This is a genomic window from Rhodococcus sp. P14 (genome assembly GCF_000256505.1).
In the GTDB taxonomy this organism is placed as follows: domain Bacteria; phylum Actinomycetota; class Actinomycetes; order Mycobacteriales; family Mycobacteriaceae; genus Rhodococcus; species Rhodococcus ruber.
In genome coordinates this window covers 1-14,673 of record NZ_AJFC01000398.1, presented here as the reverse complement: position 1 = coordinate 14,673, position 14,673 = coordinate 1, and the positions used below count along the sequence as shown (strand labels likewise).

The window sequence follows — 14,673 nt, the reverse complement described above, 5'->3', positions numbered from 1 at the left end:
CCGCCCGCGAACGCGCCGACGAACTGCGCGCCGAACTGCGCGAGGTGCGCGCCGCGTCCGCGAGATCGGGATCGACCGAGGCGAGCTGACGGTTGCCTCCTCCCAGGTGGGCCTTGCGCCCGGCATCTGCGCTGTGGGAGGGGCGAATCGGTGCCGGCCGGTGCCGACGCGGGTGGTCCGCCCGGCCGTAGGGCTTACATGGCTGCCGGCCGCACGGTCGGCGAGGGAAGGGCGCAGCGGGGAGGGGCAGCGGGGAGGGGCAGCGCCCCTCAGGGGGGTCCCGGCAGTAATGGCGCAAAAAACAACGAGGTTCGCGTAGCGCCTGGTCCGGGTAGACGGACGAGTCGTTGTTGGTGGCCGCTATCGGTGGCCGCGGTCGGGACCGAGGAGGCTGGTGATGCCGCGCATGGCCGCCGGTGAGGGTTTGAAGTAGCGGCGCAGGTTGTCGGGTTTGCGGTGGCGGGACTTGGCCATTAGCTCGAGCAGGCTGGCTCCGGCCTCGCCGAGATGCGTCAGGCCAGAATGCCGGAGTTCGTGCAGGTCCCAGCCGGTGCCGGGTCCGTTGGTGGCGGTGGCGGCATCGAGCAGGGCGCGGGCCTGGCCGTAGGACAACCTGGCCAGGCCGGTGTCGGGGCAGATGTCGCGGTCGGCGACGGCTTTGCGGGGTCCGGGTCGGCGGTGGGTGACGAACAGCGGTCCGCGGGTGCGGCCCTTGGTGAGGCGTGGCAGGAGCCGGGCGGTACCCGCGTCCCAGTACACGAGCTCGTGCGCGTACTCGTGATGGGCGGCGCCGCGGCGGCGGGTGCGGGGCTTGGCGCCCTTGGACTTCACCGGGCAGCACCGCCCGGCCAGGTCGAGGTCTTCGATGTTGACCTGGAGCAGTTCCTCGGTGCGGGCGCATGTTTCGTAGAGCATCCGCCACAGCGTCTTATCCCGCAGGTCGATGTCGCGGCGGGGGATGAGCCGGTCGATCGCGGTGCGCGAGCGCACCGGGGTGGCCGAGTCCGGCGGGGTGGAGCGTTTCACCCACGCGGGGACCGCCGGGGCGAGGTGTCCGTGCTCGCGGCACCACGCCAGCCAAGACGCGACCGCGGCGCGGCGGGCGTTCCAGGTGTTGACCGCCGCCTCGCCCCACAAAGTTTCCAGGGTTTCGCCGATCTCGTCGTCGGCGACATTGGCCAGCGGCCGGGCCTCGCCGAGCCTGGCGGTGGTCTTATCGACGGCGATGGCGTAGGAGCGGCGGGTGTTCGGGGAGCGGATCGAGTCGAGGAAGCCGTCGCCGGCGGCGCGGACGGTGATCCCGGACGACAACATTGTGACCTCCCTGGCCTGCTTGCCACAGATAACAGGGCCGCTTCGCGCACCGCCGGAGCGGAGTCGTCGCAGGCCGGGTTTCATGGTGCCACAGATAACAGGGTGTTATCTGTGGGATCAGTCGGCGGCGGGTCGGTGGACGCCGCCGGCGGCGGCGTTGACGGCTTCGGCGAGGGTGGGGTGGATGTGGATGGCGGCGGCGAGTTGGCCGTAGGTGGCGCCGCAGGTCATGGCGATGACGGCTTCGTGGACGAGGTCGCCGCCGTCGGGTCCGGCGATGTGGCAGCCGAGGATCCGGTCGGTGGCGGCGTCGGCGACGAATTTGACCAGGCCGCGGGTGTTGCCGATGGCGCGTGCTTTGGCAACGCCGGTGAAGTTCTGGCGGCCGATGATCACGTCGTAGCCGGCTGCGCGGGCGGCGGGTTCGGTCAGGCCGACGGCTCCGACTTCGGGGTCGGTGAACACCGCGTGCGGCACGACACGTCCGGTGGTGGTGCGGTCCTGGTCGCGGTAGACGGTGCGGTAGACGATGTCGGCGTCGTCGCGGGCGGTGTGGGTGAACATCGGCCCGCCCCGCAGGTCGCCGATCGCCCACACGTTGTCGGCGGAGGTGTTCAGGGTGTCGCCGACGGTGAGGAAGCCGTGCGGGTCGGGTTGCAGGTCGAGGTGTTCCAGGCCCAGGGCGTCGGTGTTGGGGGTGCGCCCGGTGGCGAGCAGCAGGTGGCTGCCGGTGATCTCGGCGGTCTCGGTGCCGGTGCAGCCGATCCGGATGTTGCCGGCCGTCCCGGCGGCGTGAGTACAGGTGGTGGCGGTCGCGACAGTGATGCCGTCGGCAGTCATGCCGTCGGCGACGGCGGCGCTGATGTCGGGGTCTTCCCCGGGCAGCAGCCGGTCGGCGCGCTGGACGATGGTGACCTCGGCGCCGAATCGCCGGAACATCTGCGCGAATTCGCAGCCGACGTAGCCGCCGCCGACGACGAGCAGGTGGGCGGGTAGTTCGGTGAGGTCGAGCAGCGTGCGGGAGGTGTAGTAGGGCACGGCATCCAAGCCGTCGATGGCCGGGAGGGTGGTGCGGGTGCCGGTCGCGAGGATGATCCGGTCCGCGGTCAGGGTGGTGCCGTCGACGGTGAGGCGCCGGTTACCGGTGAATTGTCCTGCGGCGTGGTAGAAGTCGAGGTCGGCGGATTTTTCGACGGCCCGATACGATCCGGCCCGGATGGAATCGACGAGGGTGTTCTTACGCTCCACCACGGCGGCCAGGTCGACGGTGACCGGACCGCCGACGCGGACGCCGAACTCGGCGGCGCGGCGGGCCTGATGGGCGACGGCGGCGGAGGCGATCATCGTCTTGGTGGGGATGCAGCCCCGGTTCAGGCAGGTCCCGCCGAGCAGTTCCTTCTCGACGAAGGCGACCCGGCCGTGGCGGGCGGCGCGCAGCGCCAGTGGCAGCCCGGACATTCCGCCGCCGAGCACGAGGGTGTCGTAGCGTTCGGTCATTGCGGGCGCCCTTCCTCGATGACGGTCGTCGGGGTGCAGCAGTCGACGGGTGCGGCATCGGTAACGCGGCGCCGGATCATGCGGTGAGCGAGGACGGTGACGGCGGCGGTGAGCACGGTCAGTGCCGCGATCGTCGCCATCAGTGGTGTGTGGTTCTGCAGCCAGGTGCTGGCGGTGGTGGACAGGGCCGCGAATCCGTTGGTGCCGGTGGTGTCGCCGGTGACGGCGGGCAGCCAGTACCAGGCCAGGTAGGCGCCGGTGAGGATGAGCACGGTCGCGGTGATGCGGGTGCCGTGCCGGGCGAGGGCGGCGAGATGGTGGGTGAGCGCGGTACCGGCGGCCGCGGCGGCGAGGCTGACCAGCAGCAGGATCGTCGCGGCGCCGAGGGTGTAGGCGACGAACACCGCGAGCAGCGCACCCCAGCCCGCGGTGGCCTGGGCCTGGGCGATGACGGCCAGCAGCACCCCGAACGTGCACGACAGCGACGCCGCGGCGTAGCCGATCCCGGCGAGGACGATCCCGGTTGTGCCGCCCGGCCCGGTGGCCGGGCGCAGCGCTCGGGTGGGCAGTCGCAGACCGAGCACGCGGCCGGTGAACATGACGACACCGAGCAATACCAGGGCGACACCGACGACCAGACCGAGCCACGGCGCGGCGCTGATCAGCGCGCGGGCACCGGCGCTGATGGCCAGCCCCGCCACGGCCAGGGTGCCCGCGAACCCGAGGGTAAAAGCGACGCCGGTTCGCAGCGCCCGCGCCGTGCGTACCCCGAGCGGTTCGGTGGCGGTGTCGCCGAGGGTGTGGGTGATCCAGGCCGGCAGCAGCGCGAAACCGCACGGATTGACCGGGGCGAGCATGCCCGCGGTGAACGCCAAGGCCAGCAGCCCGTTCACCGGTCCCCGGCCTTCGCCAGCGCGGCGGTGATCTGATCGGCGGACGGGTCGGCGGCCCGGTAGGCGACCGCACCGCCGGGGTCGACGACGAGCAGGGTCGACAGGGCGGCCACGGAGTACCGCTTGGTCAGGGTCGCATCGGTGTCGATGACCGCGGGCACGGTGTCGGTCCCGGTTTGCTGCTGGAAGTCGGTGACGACCTGGGCAGGTTCGGCCGGATCCATGTCGACCAGGACGAAAGCGGCGGTGTCACCGAGTTGTCGCGCAGCCTGCGACAGCGACTTCGCGCCGCCCACGCATTCACCGCAGCCGACCGAAAAGAAGAACATCGCCGTCGGCTTGCCGCTGGGCACGGTCACCGGCGCCCCGGACAGCGCGGTGACCGTGACGGGGTCGGTGGCGGCGCGGGGCGAGGCGGTGTCGGTGCCGCAGGCAGCCAGCACCGTGACCGCCAGGGCGGCGAGCGCCGCGCTCACCGTGCGTCGGGTGATCGGCGTGGTCACGGCTGGGAACTCCGATCGGTCGACGCGTTGGGCTGATGCGATCGGCGGGTGCCCAGCAGTCCGCGGACTGTCCCTCGCTGCGGCGGCTTACGACGGCGCGCGGTGTAGCCGACGGCGGCGAGGACCATCACCGCGGCGGCCACGATCGGTCCCCAACTGCGCAGCGCACCGCCGAGGGCGGTGAGCGCACCGGCCGCGATCAAGGCCGGTCCGGCGCAGCACACGATCATGGCCACGGCGGCACCCACCACCGCGAGCGGGCCGCCGATCCCCGTGGAGTTGTTGCGTACGTTCATCAATGTCCTGCTCCGTTCACACGAGCGGTGTCGATGCGGGTGCAGCAGGTCAGCGCGGCGGCGTTGTCGGCGGCGAGGGAGCGGGCCAGCATCACCAGGTCCGCGACGCGTGGGTCGCCGACGGAGTAGCGCAGCTTCTTGCCGTCACGGCGCGCGGTCACATAACCGCAGTCGGCCAGGCAGGACAGGTGCACCGACACCCGCGGCTGGGAGATCCCGGCATGCTCGACACACTCCGCGGAGGTGCGCTCGGCGGCCAAGATGAACTCCAGCAGCTTCAACCGCGTCGGATCCGACAGCGCGCGAAAGAACTTCGCCGTCGCATCCAGGTGCGTGCAGGCCGTCTCGCCACCGGGCGCGGTGACGGCGGCGGTCGTGGACCGGGGCAAGGGGATCGCCTCCACAAGAAGAAAGTTGAACTATTCGGATAAGCGCATAGTATGATGTCCGGAGATATTCGTCAACGCGAATAGCAACCTGTTCCGTGACCGGAGTCCCCCAGCAAGGAGAACCCGCCGTGACCACGACATCCCCGCGCGCCGATCTGGCGATCATCGGTTCCGGTTCGGCGGCGTTCGCCGCCGCCATCGCCGCGGTCAACCTCGGCAAACGGGTGGTGATGGTCGAGCGCGCCGCGATCGGCGGCACCTGCGTGAACGTGGGCTGCGTGCCGTCGAAGGCGCTGCTGGCCGCCGCGGAGGCCCGGCACACCGCGGCGAGCGCCGACCGGTTCCCGGGGCTGGCGGCGACCGGGGCACCGGTGGACTTCGCCGAGCTGATCGCGGGCAAGAACGCGCTGGTCGACCGGCTTCGCGGCGAGAAGTACCTCGACCTGGCCGCCGACTACGGCTGGGAGATCGTCTCGGGAACCGCCGTCTTCACCGGTACCACCGACGCACCGGTGCTGCGGGTCGAGCAGGGGGCCGATGGCCCGCGGGTGATCGACGCCGATCAGTACCTGATCGCGACCGGCGCCGCGCCGTGGGCGCCGCCGACCGACGGGCTCGCCGAGGCGGGGTATCTGACCTCGACCACCGCGATGGAGCTCGACGTCCTGCCGGGGTCGCTGATCGTGGTGGGCGGCAACGCCATCGGTCTCGAACAGGCACAGTTGTTCGCCCGGCTCGGCACCCGGGTCACGGTGATCGAGGCCCTGGATCGGCTGGCGCCGTTCGAGGAACCCGAGATCTCCCGGGCCATCGCGCAGGTGTTCGCCGACGAAGCCATCACCGTGCTCACCGGCGCCACCCTCGACAAGGCACTGGCCGAGGGCGGCGAGAAACTCGTCACCGTCCGCACCGCCGACGGGGCCACCACCGAACTGCGGGCCGCCCAGCTGCTCATCGCCACCGGCCGCCGCCCCGACACCCCCGGATTGAATCTGGCGGCGGTCGGGGTACGCACCGACGACCGCGGCGCCGTCGTCGTCGACGCCCACCAGCGCAGCAGCAACCCGCGGATCTGGGCCGCGGGCGACGTGGCCGGCGGCCCCCAATTCGTGTACGTCGCGGCGGCGCAGGGCACACTCGCCGCCGGCAACGCCCTCGGGCACGCCGGCCGCACCCTGGACTACACGGCGCTGCCGCGGGTGACATTCACCAGCCCGGCCATCGCCGCGGTCGGCCACACCGACAGCCAAGCCGCCGCAGCCGGATTACGGACCGAGTCGCGGCTGCTCACCGGTGCGAACGTGCCGCGTGCCCTGGTCAACCGGGACACCCGTGGTGTGGTCAAACTCGTCGCCGAGGCCGGGACCGGGCGGGTGCTAGGCGTGCACGCCGTCGCCGAGGGTGCCGGGGATCTGATCACCGCCGCCGGGTACGCGATCACCGCGGGCATGACCGTCGACCAGCTCGCCCGCACCTGGGCGCCGTATCTGACCATGGCCGAAGCGCTGAAACTCACCGCCCAAACCTTCACCGCCGATGTCGCCAAGCTGTCCTGCTGCGCGGGCTGAGGACCGGATCGAGCCGTCATGAACACACCGGTGATGACCATCGGAGACCTGGCCCGCCGCACCGGAGTGCCGGCGAAAGTACTACGCCGCCACCACGACCTGGGCCTGATCTACAGCCTCGGCCGCAGCCGGGCCGGATACCGGCTCTTCGACGAACACGCGCTGTGGTGCGTCGAGGTCATCGCCACCCTGCGCGGCCTCGGCCTCACGGAGGCCGAAATCCGTCAGCTCGCCGCCACCTGCGACGACAGCGCCCGGCCGGTCGGACCGCAGCTGGCCGAACTACTGGCCCGCTCCCGGACCCGGATCGAGGACCGCATCCGCGACCTCGACGAGCAGCGCCGCCGCATCGACGAGTTCGAACACCACCACCACGACGCGTTGACCCGGGCGACCAGCCACGACCGAGCCGCCGCCCCGCCGTGGGTGCCGGATCCGAGGACATGCGGCTGCGGCGCTTGACCTTCCCTGCGGTGGCAAGCCCGACACTCGATCCCACACCCGTGACTACACGCTCCGAGGGGACACCAGCGATGACGACCAACCCGTTCGCCACCACCATCGTCGACACACTGTTCGACTCCACCGCCAATACGGGAACGAACCTGATGGGCACCGCGATGCGGCTGCTCGCGGCCGGTGAACCGATCACCATCGAACAGCTCGCTACCGCCGCCGGCGCCAGCGTCGCCGACGTCGAGAACGCGCCCGCCGCCGCGGACATCGAATACGACGACCGGCACCGCATCCTCGGCTGGGGCCTGACCCTCAATCCCACCCCGCACCGGTTCACCGTCGACGGCCACCAGCTCTACACCTGGTGCGCCGCCGACACCCTGCTGTTCCCCGCCATCATCGGTCGCCCCGCCACCGTCGAATCCACCTGCGCCGCAACCGGAACCACCATCCGACTGTCCGTTGACCCGGCCTCCGGGGTCAGCGGCCTCGACCCGGCCACCGCGGTCATCTCTGTACCCGGCCCCGACGAACTCGACCCGACCCGGGTCCGCGCCACCACCTGCAACCCCGGCCGCTACTTCGCCACCGCCGTGGCGGCCGCCGACTGGCAGAGCCGGCACCCCACCGGGCTCGTGCTGCCCGTCGCCGACGCCTACGCCCAGCTGCGCCCGATCAGCGACCGCGTCCTCACCGCCACCGAACCACCACGCTGTCGCTGACCCAACCCAGGCCACCGATGTGCCCAGCTACGCCCCAGCACCCTCTCCCGGAAGGTGGTAGCCGGCGGTCAGAAGAGGGTGTCGCGGACCCGCAGCGGCCGGTACCCGGTGGGGCCGAGCTGGGCCAGTTCGGCGTCGATGTCGACCTCGATGGCGCCGAAGAAGTTGATGTTCTCGCTGTGCGCCGGAGAAATGTGCGCCAGCACCTCGTCATCGATGCGCCGCCCGGCCCGCCGCATCTGTTCGGTCGCCAGACCGTAATACTCCGTGGTCCAGGCGATGACGGCGTTGGTCGCCAACGTGAGGCACCATGCCTGTTCGGTCTGTCCCTCCAGGTGCCTCGCGCGCACGGTTCCTTCATGCGCGTAGAGCAGGTCGCGGCGGAGCGCGTGCAGGGATTCGCCCTTGTTGAGCTGGCGGGAGATCTTGCGTCGATAGCCCGGGTCGGACAGATACCGGGCGGCGTAGATCGTGCGCCGCAGCGCCCCGTACTCCTTGAGCGCCGCCGCGAGGGCGTTCTGCCGGCCCGACGCCGACAGCTTGCCGACCAGCAGCGACGCGGTGGCGTGCCCGAACTTCAGCGACCCGGCCAGCCGGAGCAGGTCGTCGTAGTGCTCGGCGATCAGATCGAGATTGCACCGCCGGGTCAAAAGCGGGCCCGCGTGCGGGAACGCGGACTCGACCTGGGCTCGCGGCGCCGCCCGGTACAGGGTGATCCGGCCCAGGTCCCGGATGCGGGGCGAGAGCTGCAACCCGAGCAGGTCGAACAGCCCGAAGTTCACCAGGGTGACGCCGTGCGTGTCGGTCGCATGCTCGGTGATCGGCAGATCCGTTGCATTGCCGAGGATTTCGTCCAGCACGTAGTGAGCTTCACGTCTCGTCGCGACGATGACCTTCGTGCCGTAGGTGGCGTGCTGATCGGTGACATGGGTATACGTGCTCAGTCCTTCGTTCGCGAAATAGCGGCTCAACGCTCTGGCAGTGACCGATTTGCCACGGGTCGGGAACCGCTGCCCATCACTGGAGGACAGGGTGCCGGCCCCGAAGATCGGGGTCAGCGGCAGGCGTTGGTGGTAGTCGATGATCGTCAGGTTCGCCGCCCGCAGCGTCTCCTCCCGCACATACCACTCCGAAGTCCAGGCCAGGATGTCGTAGGAGATGCCGGAGGCCTCCGCCATACGGGTGAGACCCAGGTTGGTGGAGTAGGCCAGCAGCACCGCGATGAGGTTGCGCTTCAACTCCGGGGTGCGGGACTGCTTACCGCCGGCGTGGGTGAAGCAGTCCAGGTAGCCGGTGCGTTTGTCCAGCTCGATCAACAGCGACACGATCGGCGCGAACGGCAGCATCTCCGTCAACTCCTGCTTCAACGCCACCGCTTCGGCCGGAACGTCTTCTGCCGACAGCGGCGAGACCACCAGGTCACCGGCCTCATCGAGACGGACCGGGCCGTCGCCGTCGGCGAGCACCTTCTCCAACTCGCTCATAGCGTCGTGCAGCTCGTCGGTGGCGGTCGCCAGGGCGCGGGCCGGATCAGCGGACTTGCCGACCAGGCGGCAGAACTCGTCACGCTGCGGCTCCCACGCCTGCGGGGTCAGCAGGTACGCGGCCGGGTCGGCGTAGCGGCGCGACCCCGGCACGAACACGTCGCCGCTGCGCAACCCGTCCCGCAGCCCCAGCAGCACGCACAGCTCCCAGTAGTGCCGATAGGCGGTGGTGTTGCCGGCTTTGCGGGCCTCGTCGAGGTAGCCGCGCCACTTCGTCGGCACGAACCCCGTCGGCGCGTCGTCGGGCACCTTGCGGGTACCGGTCGCATTCAGCTCCCGCAGCATGTGCACCCCGATCAGCAGCTCGATCGCCGCGGTGCCGCCGGCGAACCGGACTGTCGACAGCACCTGCGGGGTGAACTGCCGCAGATAGGAGTACGAGCTGTCCAGAGCGGCCAGGTGCCCGTGATCGCGCGGCAGCCGAGGTTTGGCCTGCGCGACCGCGGCCCGCAACCGCTCCCATCCGATCCGATCGCCCCGGATCAGGCCGCCGATCTCCTCGTCAGGGATCTGCGTGTCGGTGATGATGGCCAGCAGGTCGTCGAGCAACCCCTGCCGATCCTCTCCGGCCTTACCGCGCTCGGCGAGCTCGTCGCGCATCCGGCGTTCGGCTTTGCTCAACCTGGCCGAGATCGCCTGATCGAACAGCTGCACCACCTCGTCGAGCACATCGGTGGCCGACTGAGCCAACACCGTGAGCAGGATCGGGTAGCGGCGTTGCGGATCCCGGCGTTCGAGGGCTTGGCCCGTCAAGCGTCGGCCCACCGTCGCCAGGAACCGCCGCCGCTCCGCCGGCAGCACCGACATGTCCAGCTCATCCGCGCCCAGGTTGCGCAGGAACACCAGCTTCTCGACCTCGGCCTTCACCGCGGTCGCCGACGCCTCCACCGGGCCGGTCGACAACCACCGCAACCGCGACATCCCGATAGACGGGTCGGCGACCAGCAACGCATCCAGTTCCTTACACCGCTGCGGCGTGAACTCGCGCGCCAACCGGTCATAGGTCTCCCGCTGCGCCTGCGTGCGAGCATGCGCGACCCGGCGGACCACCGTGTCCGGGCCCGGCCGGATCACCCGCGCCGAGATCAGGTACTCACACGCCAGCCGGAACAACAGCGTCGGCGAATCGTGCTCCATCGGCCGCGCCAGAAGGAACTCATCCAGCTCCTTCAACTCCATCGACCCGGCAGGCCGCCACCCCAGATACTGGGCCACCAGCCGCACATGCTCGGTCCGCGTCTGCGCCCGCTTGCCATACGAACGAAGCTGCACCGCATCGACATTCAGCTGATCCGCCAACCGGGCCACCGCCACCGGCGGCGCCGACGACACCTTGTCCGGCACGAACCCCAGCCACGGCAAGGTGCACAACGCCACCGCCAGGCCCAGACGGACCGCAGGGCCCCTGCCCTGCGGAGCAACGAACGCCAGATCCGCCGGGGTCAGCGTGAAGTACCGGAACAACTCCTCACGACTGATCTCCGGGAACTCCCGCAGGCGCTGCAACTCCTCGTCCGCGAATACCCGCGTCGCCACGAACCCCAGCCTCCAACACGCCGACCAACCTCATCGGCAGCCAAGCCAAGCACCAACCACCCCGGCCCGCAGCCCGAACCGAGAAATCACCGCCGACCAGGCGCTACGCGAACCTCGTTGTTTTTTGCGCCATTACTACCGGGACCCCTATAACGCGGGAGGGCGGAGGCCTCCCGGTCGTGCGCGCCCCCACCGGATCCCGGGATCCCCAGCCCCGCTGCACATGTCCTCAGAGGGTGCCCGGTCGTGCAGTCCGGCCTCCGTCGGCTGAGGCCGCCCCGCCCGGGTGAACGAGACCTGCCGCCGGGCCGTCACCGGTCGGCACACCCCAGCGGCACCGGCACAGCGCAGGGGAGAGGGTCGGCCGGCTGCGCCGCCGGCACGACCACTGCCCGCCCCCACGCCGGAGGGACTACGGGGGCGGCCGGGCGGGTGCGCACGGGGCAGCTGCGACCGCGATCCCGCTGCGCGCACCGGCACGCTCCGCCGACAGGGGTGTCGTCGACCTCGGGCGCGGCCGGTGGTGCGCCTGCGGCGCACGCCGAATCGATGTAGGGTCTCGCTGCCGATGAGATTTCGAGACGCTGCGATCTGCGCGTTCATCTTGGGTCTCACGGTATGGCCACCGCGACCTGTCTCAACGTGGTGGCATTTCTTCAGAGGACAGTTTCGCTCCCGCCAGCTGGCCGTGTCCTATGGTTCCGGGGCGTTTGTGCGGAGTTTGCAGGCAGCGCGCTCCCGAGCGTTCGGAGTGCCTCGATTGAGGCCCCGAAAGCAGAATCATCACCTGGACGGGCAAACGGGAAGGGCCAGCTCAGCGAGTTCCGGTCACGGACCGGCTTTCGGAACGTGCCGGTCATGGTTGCCTCACCGGGATCTGTTGCGGCCGAGTGCCAGGGACAATTGACAGCGAGTCAGGCGGACACGGCGGTGCGGTCGTCCCGGACGAGGCGCGGGACCATGCGCACGTAGATGACCATCCCGACGACTTCGACGAGCGTTTGGGTGACCACTACGACCGCAGCAACCGCGAGCGGGTCGGGCAGGGCCAAGGCCAGCGGCAGCACGACCAGGGAGTTGCGGGTGGCACCGGTGAACACCACGGCCCGCCCCGACGGGACATCCAGGCGGAACAGCCGGGCGATCGCCCATCCGGCGAACGCCATCACCACGAGGAACGCCGCGTAGAACGGCACCACCGCGACCACGTCGGCGAAGTTGCCGTCCAGCTTCGGTATCTGGGAGGCGACCACGACCAGGAGGGTGGCCGCCATCAACGGCACCATGAGCGACGTCGCCGCGGCGGACACCTTCCGGCCTACCGCTGCCCGACCGGACCAGAACTGTGTCGCCCACGCCAGCGTCAGGGGGATGACGATCAGCACCACGAACGCTTCCACGAATGGGCCGGTCTCGACGATGTCGGACAAGTCCGAACCCATGAAGAGGACCAGGAACAGCGGCAACAAGATCATCTGGGTGATCAGCAACAGGGGGGTCGCGGCCAGGAGCCGTCGGCTGCTGCCGCCGGCGAGGCCGCTGAAGACGATCACGTAGTCCACACACGGGCACAGCAACACCAGCAACACCCCGACCCGCACGGCCTGATCGGCGGGCAGGAACGTGAACATGGCCGCCACCACGAGTGGCACCACCACGAAATTCACGACCATCGTGGCCGACAGGAACCGGGCATCGCGCAGCGACCGCACCAGTTCGGCGGCGGGGACCTGCAGGAATGTCACGTACAGAAGGGCACCGAGTACCGGGTTGATCGCGTGCTCGAGGCCCGGGCCTGCTGCCGGGACGGCCCAGCCGAGCCCCGCGCCCGCGACCATCGCCGCGAGGTAGATCGCCACCTGGTGGTGTTCCATGCGTTCGACAACGCCCTGCGGCTGCGCCACTTATCCGACTCCCCGATCGTGTGCCCCGCGCCGACCGGTCTGCGTGGGCGCACTGAATTCTCGCCCACCGGGTGCCCGGCGGGTCATCGTGGTTCGGAAATGGTGCGCGCACCTGCGCCGCCGCCCACCGAGGGCCTCCGAAGGTCCACCGTCGTCGTCCCCGCGCAGGAGGTGGCGGCGCGGCGACGAGCGCGGCGACGATCAGTACGGGGATCCACACCGCACCCACCACGCCCAGAACAGCGAGGCCCCCGAGGACGGTGAGTACCGGTCCTGCGCAGCACCCCGCGCAGGCGCCGACCGCGGCGCCCATCCCCATCGCCTGCCACCGGGCAGATCCTGGACGCTGGGGTGAGGTCATGCGTTCGCTCCGAACAGTTCGGTCAGTAGGGCGTGGGCGGTCTCGGGGGCGCGCACAGTCAGTGCGAGCGCGTCGGGAGTCAGGTGCAGGGTGAAGTCGAAGAAGGCGCAGCAGCCCTGTTCGGCGGCGGCCAGGCGCGCCACCTCGGCGACCAGGTCGGGGCCGGACGGGAACCGCACACGCATCCCGCCGTCGATCTCCTCGCGGCCGGTGGCCGAGGCCAGCACATGCCGCCATTGCCGGGCCCGCTCGTCGTATTCGTCGCCGCTGAGGGTGCAGGCCACCGGGGCGTCCCGCCAGGAGCGATCCGGTGTCGGCTCGGGCCGGCGTTCGAGTGTCGGTGATACCGGCGCCGATACCGGCGCCGCGGTGGTGGATGCGGATGCGGCGGTGAGGCAGCCGCAGTCCGGCCCGCAGGCCCCGTCCGGTGCCGGCTCCGACAGGTCGGCGCGGACACCGGCCAGGTACGCCGAGAATGCCGTCAGTTCCGCAATTCTGTTGTCGGCGTCGGTGATCCGATCGGTGACCAGCGGAAGCATCCGCTGACGCACCGAGGCACAGACTCCCTGCTCCCAGACCTCGAGCAGATCCCGGATCTCCTCCAGCGGCAGGCCGAGGTGCTTGGCCGAGGAGATGAACGCCAACCGTTCCACCGCCTCGTCGCCGTAGACCCGGTAACCCGATGCGGTCCGCTCGGCGGACAACAGGCCGGCGGTCTCGTAGAACCGCAACGTCGTGGCCGGAACCTCGGAGATTTCCGCCAGCTGCGAGATCCGATAAGTGCTCACGAGACGACGGTAAACCTTCGAGTCGACTCGAAGGTCAAGCGCGAACGGCAAGGAATCCGCTGCTGTCCGGTCACCGATCGTCAGAGGGGAGGGAGGGCTTCGCAGTCACTGCGGCCTTCAGGGCGGGTAGGTACTCGGTGAGTCCACGCCAGGTGGAGGATGCGGGCTCGCGAAGTGCCCAGCCGAGTTCATCGAGGAGGTAATGGCTGCGGGCATCGTTGCACGCGTAGCACGTGGTAACGAAGTTGCTGGACTCGTCGGCGCCACCGCGGGCGATCGGGACGACGTGCTCGAGGCTGCTGGAGTGGGTCCAGTAGATCAGGTGCGAATGATCGAACTTCCACTTCGAGTGATACGGAAATTCCGCTGGGAAGGCGCGCGAAACAAGCTTCAGCACCCGGAGATCGAGGGTGCGGGATCCGCAAAACCGACACGTCCACCGATCACGCGCAAACACCGCGAGCTTTTCCCGTTCCATTGTCCGCCGCTTGATCGCCGGCGCCGTGCGCGTCGGCACCACTACCCGACATGCCGCGACCTCGGCTGATCGCTTCCTGCGGACCGCTTCGATCTCCTCGAGATCCAACGCTGGAACCGCCGCCCGCGCACGGTCGTTCTCGCCGCGGACCAGCAACTCGACGACTGCGGCGAATTGATCAACGGGATCGTCCGGCCAACTCGTCGGCTCGGCATCGACATCCATACGGGAAGTATCGACTACTGCCTCGACACGAGGCGCAACGCAGCATCTCCCCAGCCTCGGAAGATCATCCACCGCGCTACGCGGCCCCACCACACGGCCACGCCGAGACAATCTCACCCAATTGGCCATCGAGTGGCCATCCCAGAGGAGATTTGGCCACGAATCTCGAGACACCGAATCGAGCTCCGCTGCGCTCCGC

General features: G+C 69.9%; 13 protein-coding genes. 3 read left to right on the top strand and 10 right to left on the bottom strand.

Annotation, left to right across the window (positions count from 1 at the left end):
* Positions 1 to 360: 360 nt before the first annotated feature.
* The 6 genes from OEY_RS0127435 to OEY_RS0127410 all read right to left on the bottom strand — a co-directional run bounded on the left by OEY_RS0127435 (position 361) and on the right by OEY_RS0127410 (position 4,892).
* Complete coding sequence (locus OEY_RS0127435) at positions 361 to 1,314, bottom strand: tyrosine-type recombinase/integrase (protein ID WP_010596919.1); 954 nt, start codon at positions 1,312 to 1,314, stop codon at positions 361 to 363.
* Positions 1,315 to 1,431: 117 nt separating this feature from the next.
* Complete coding sequence (locus tag OEY_RS0127430) at positions 1,432 to 2,811, bottom strand: dihydrolipoyl dehydrogenase family protein (protein WP_010596918.1); 1,380 nt, start codon at positions 2,809 to 2,811, stop codon at positions 1,432 to 1,434.
* Positions 2,808 to 3,704, bottom strand: coding sequence for a cytochrome c biogenesis CcdA family protein (locus tag OEY_RS0127425; RefSeq protein WP_010596917.1), 897 nt, complete (start codon positions 3,702 to 3,704; stop codon positions 2,808 to 2,810). Before OEY_RS0127425 ends, OEY_RS0127430 begins: the two co-directional genes overlap by 4 nt.
* Positions 3,701 to 4,207 (bottom strand): TlpA family protein disulfide reductase, encoded by a 507-nt coding sequence (locus OEY_RS0127420; protein ID WP_010596916.1) that lies wholly within the window; start codon positions 4,205 to 4,207, stop codon positions 3,701 to 3,703. Before OEY_RS0127420 ends, OEY_RS0127425 begins: the two co-directional genes overlap by 4 nt.
* Positions 4,204 to 4,503, bottom strand: a complete 300-nt coding sequence (locus tag OEY_RS0127415) for a hypothetical protein (RefSeq protein WP_010596915.1) — start codon at positions 4,501 to 4,503, stop codon at positions 4,204 to 4,206. The genes OEY_RS0127420 and OEY_RS0127415 overlap by 4 nt, the downstream gene beginning before the upstream one ends.
* Entirely contained in the window at positions 4,503 to 4,892 is a 390-nt protein-coding gene (locus OEY_RS0127410) for an ArsR/SmtB family transcription factor (protein ID WP_026138108.1), read from the bottom strand. Before OEY_RS0127410 ends, OEY_RS0127415 begins: the two co-directional genes overlap by 1 nt.
* Before the next feature lie 128 nt (positions 4,893 to 5,020).
* Here OEY_RS0127410 and merA point away from each other — a divergent pair, with 128 nt between their 5' ends.
* The 3 genes from merA to merB all read left to right on the top strand — a co-directional run bounded on the left by merA (position 5,021) and on the right by merB (position 7,638).
* A complete protein-coding gene (merA, locus tag OEY_RS0127405) occupies positions 5,021 to 6,460 on the top strand; it encodes a mercury(II) reductase (protein ID WP_010596913.1) in 1,440 nt (479 codons plus the stop codon).
* An 18-nt stretch (positions 6,461 to 6,478) separates the two neighbouring features.
* The gene (locus OEY_RS0127400; protein WP_010596912.1) at positions 6,479 to 6,922 is read left to right on the top strand and encodes a MerR family transcriptional regulator; all 444 of its coding nucleotides are present in this window, start codon (positions 6,479 to 6,481) and stop codon (positions 6,920 to 6,922) included.
* A 71-nt stretch (positions 6,923 to 6,993) separates the two neighbouring features.
* On the top strand, positions 6,994 to 7,638 hold the full coding sequence (gene merB / locus OEY_RS0127395; protein WP_010596911.1) for an organomercurial lyase MerB: 645 nt from the start codon (positions 6,994 to 6,996) through the stop codon (positions 7,636 to 7,638).
* A gap of 68 nt (positions 7,639 to 7,706) precedes the next feature.
* Here merB and OEY_RS0127390 read toward each other — a convergent pair whose 3' ends face one another.
* From OEY_RS0127390 to OEY_RS29555, 4 genes are all read right to left on the bottom strand, one after another.
* Entirely contained in the window at positions 7,707 to 10,718 is a 3,012-nt protein-coding gene (locus OEY_RS0127390) for a Tn3 family transposase (protein ID WP_010596910.1), read from the bottom strand.
* A 914-nt stretch (positions 10,719 to 11,632) separates the two neighbouring features.
* On the bottom strand, positions 11,633 to 12,622 hold the full coding sequence (locus OEY_RS0127385) for an arsenic resistance protein (RefSeq protein ID WP_010596909.1): 990 nt from the start codon (positions 12,620 to 12,622) through the stop codon (positions 11,633 to 11,635).
* Between the two features lie 357 nt (positions 12,623 to 12,979).
* Positions 12,980 to 13,771: a MerR family transcriptional regulator gene (locus OEY_RS0127380; protein ID WP_010596908.1), complete on the bottom strand. Its 792-nt coding sequence runs from the start codon at positions 13,769 to 13,771 to the stop codon at positions 12,980 to 12,982.
* A 70-nt stretch (positions 13,772 to 13,841) separates the two neighbouring features.
* Complete coding sequence (locus OEY_RS29555; RefSeq protein WP_010596907.1) at positions 13,842 to 14,474, bottom strand: HNH endonuclease; 633 nt, start codon at positions 14,472 to 14,474, stop codon at positions 13,842 to 13,844.
* Between the last annotated feature and the right edge of the window lie 199 nt (positions 14,475 to 14,673).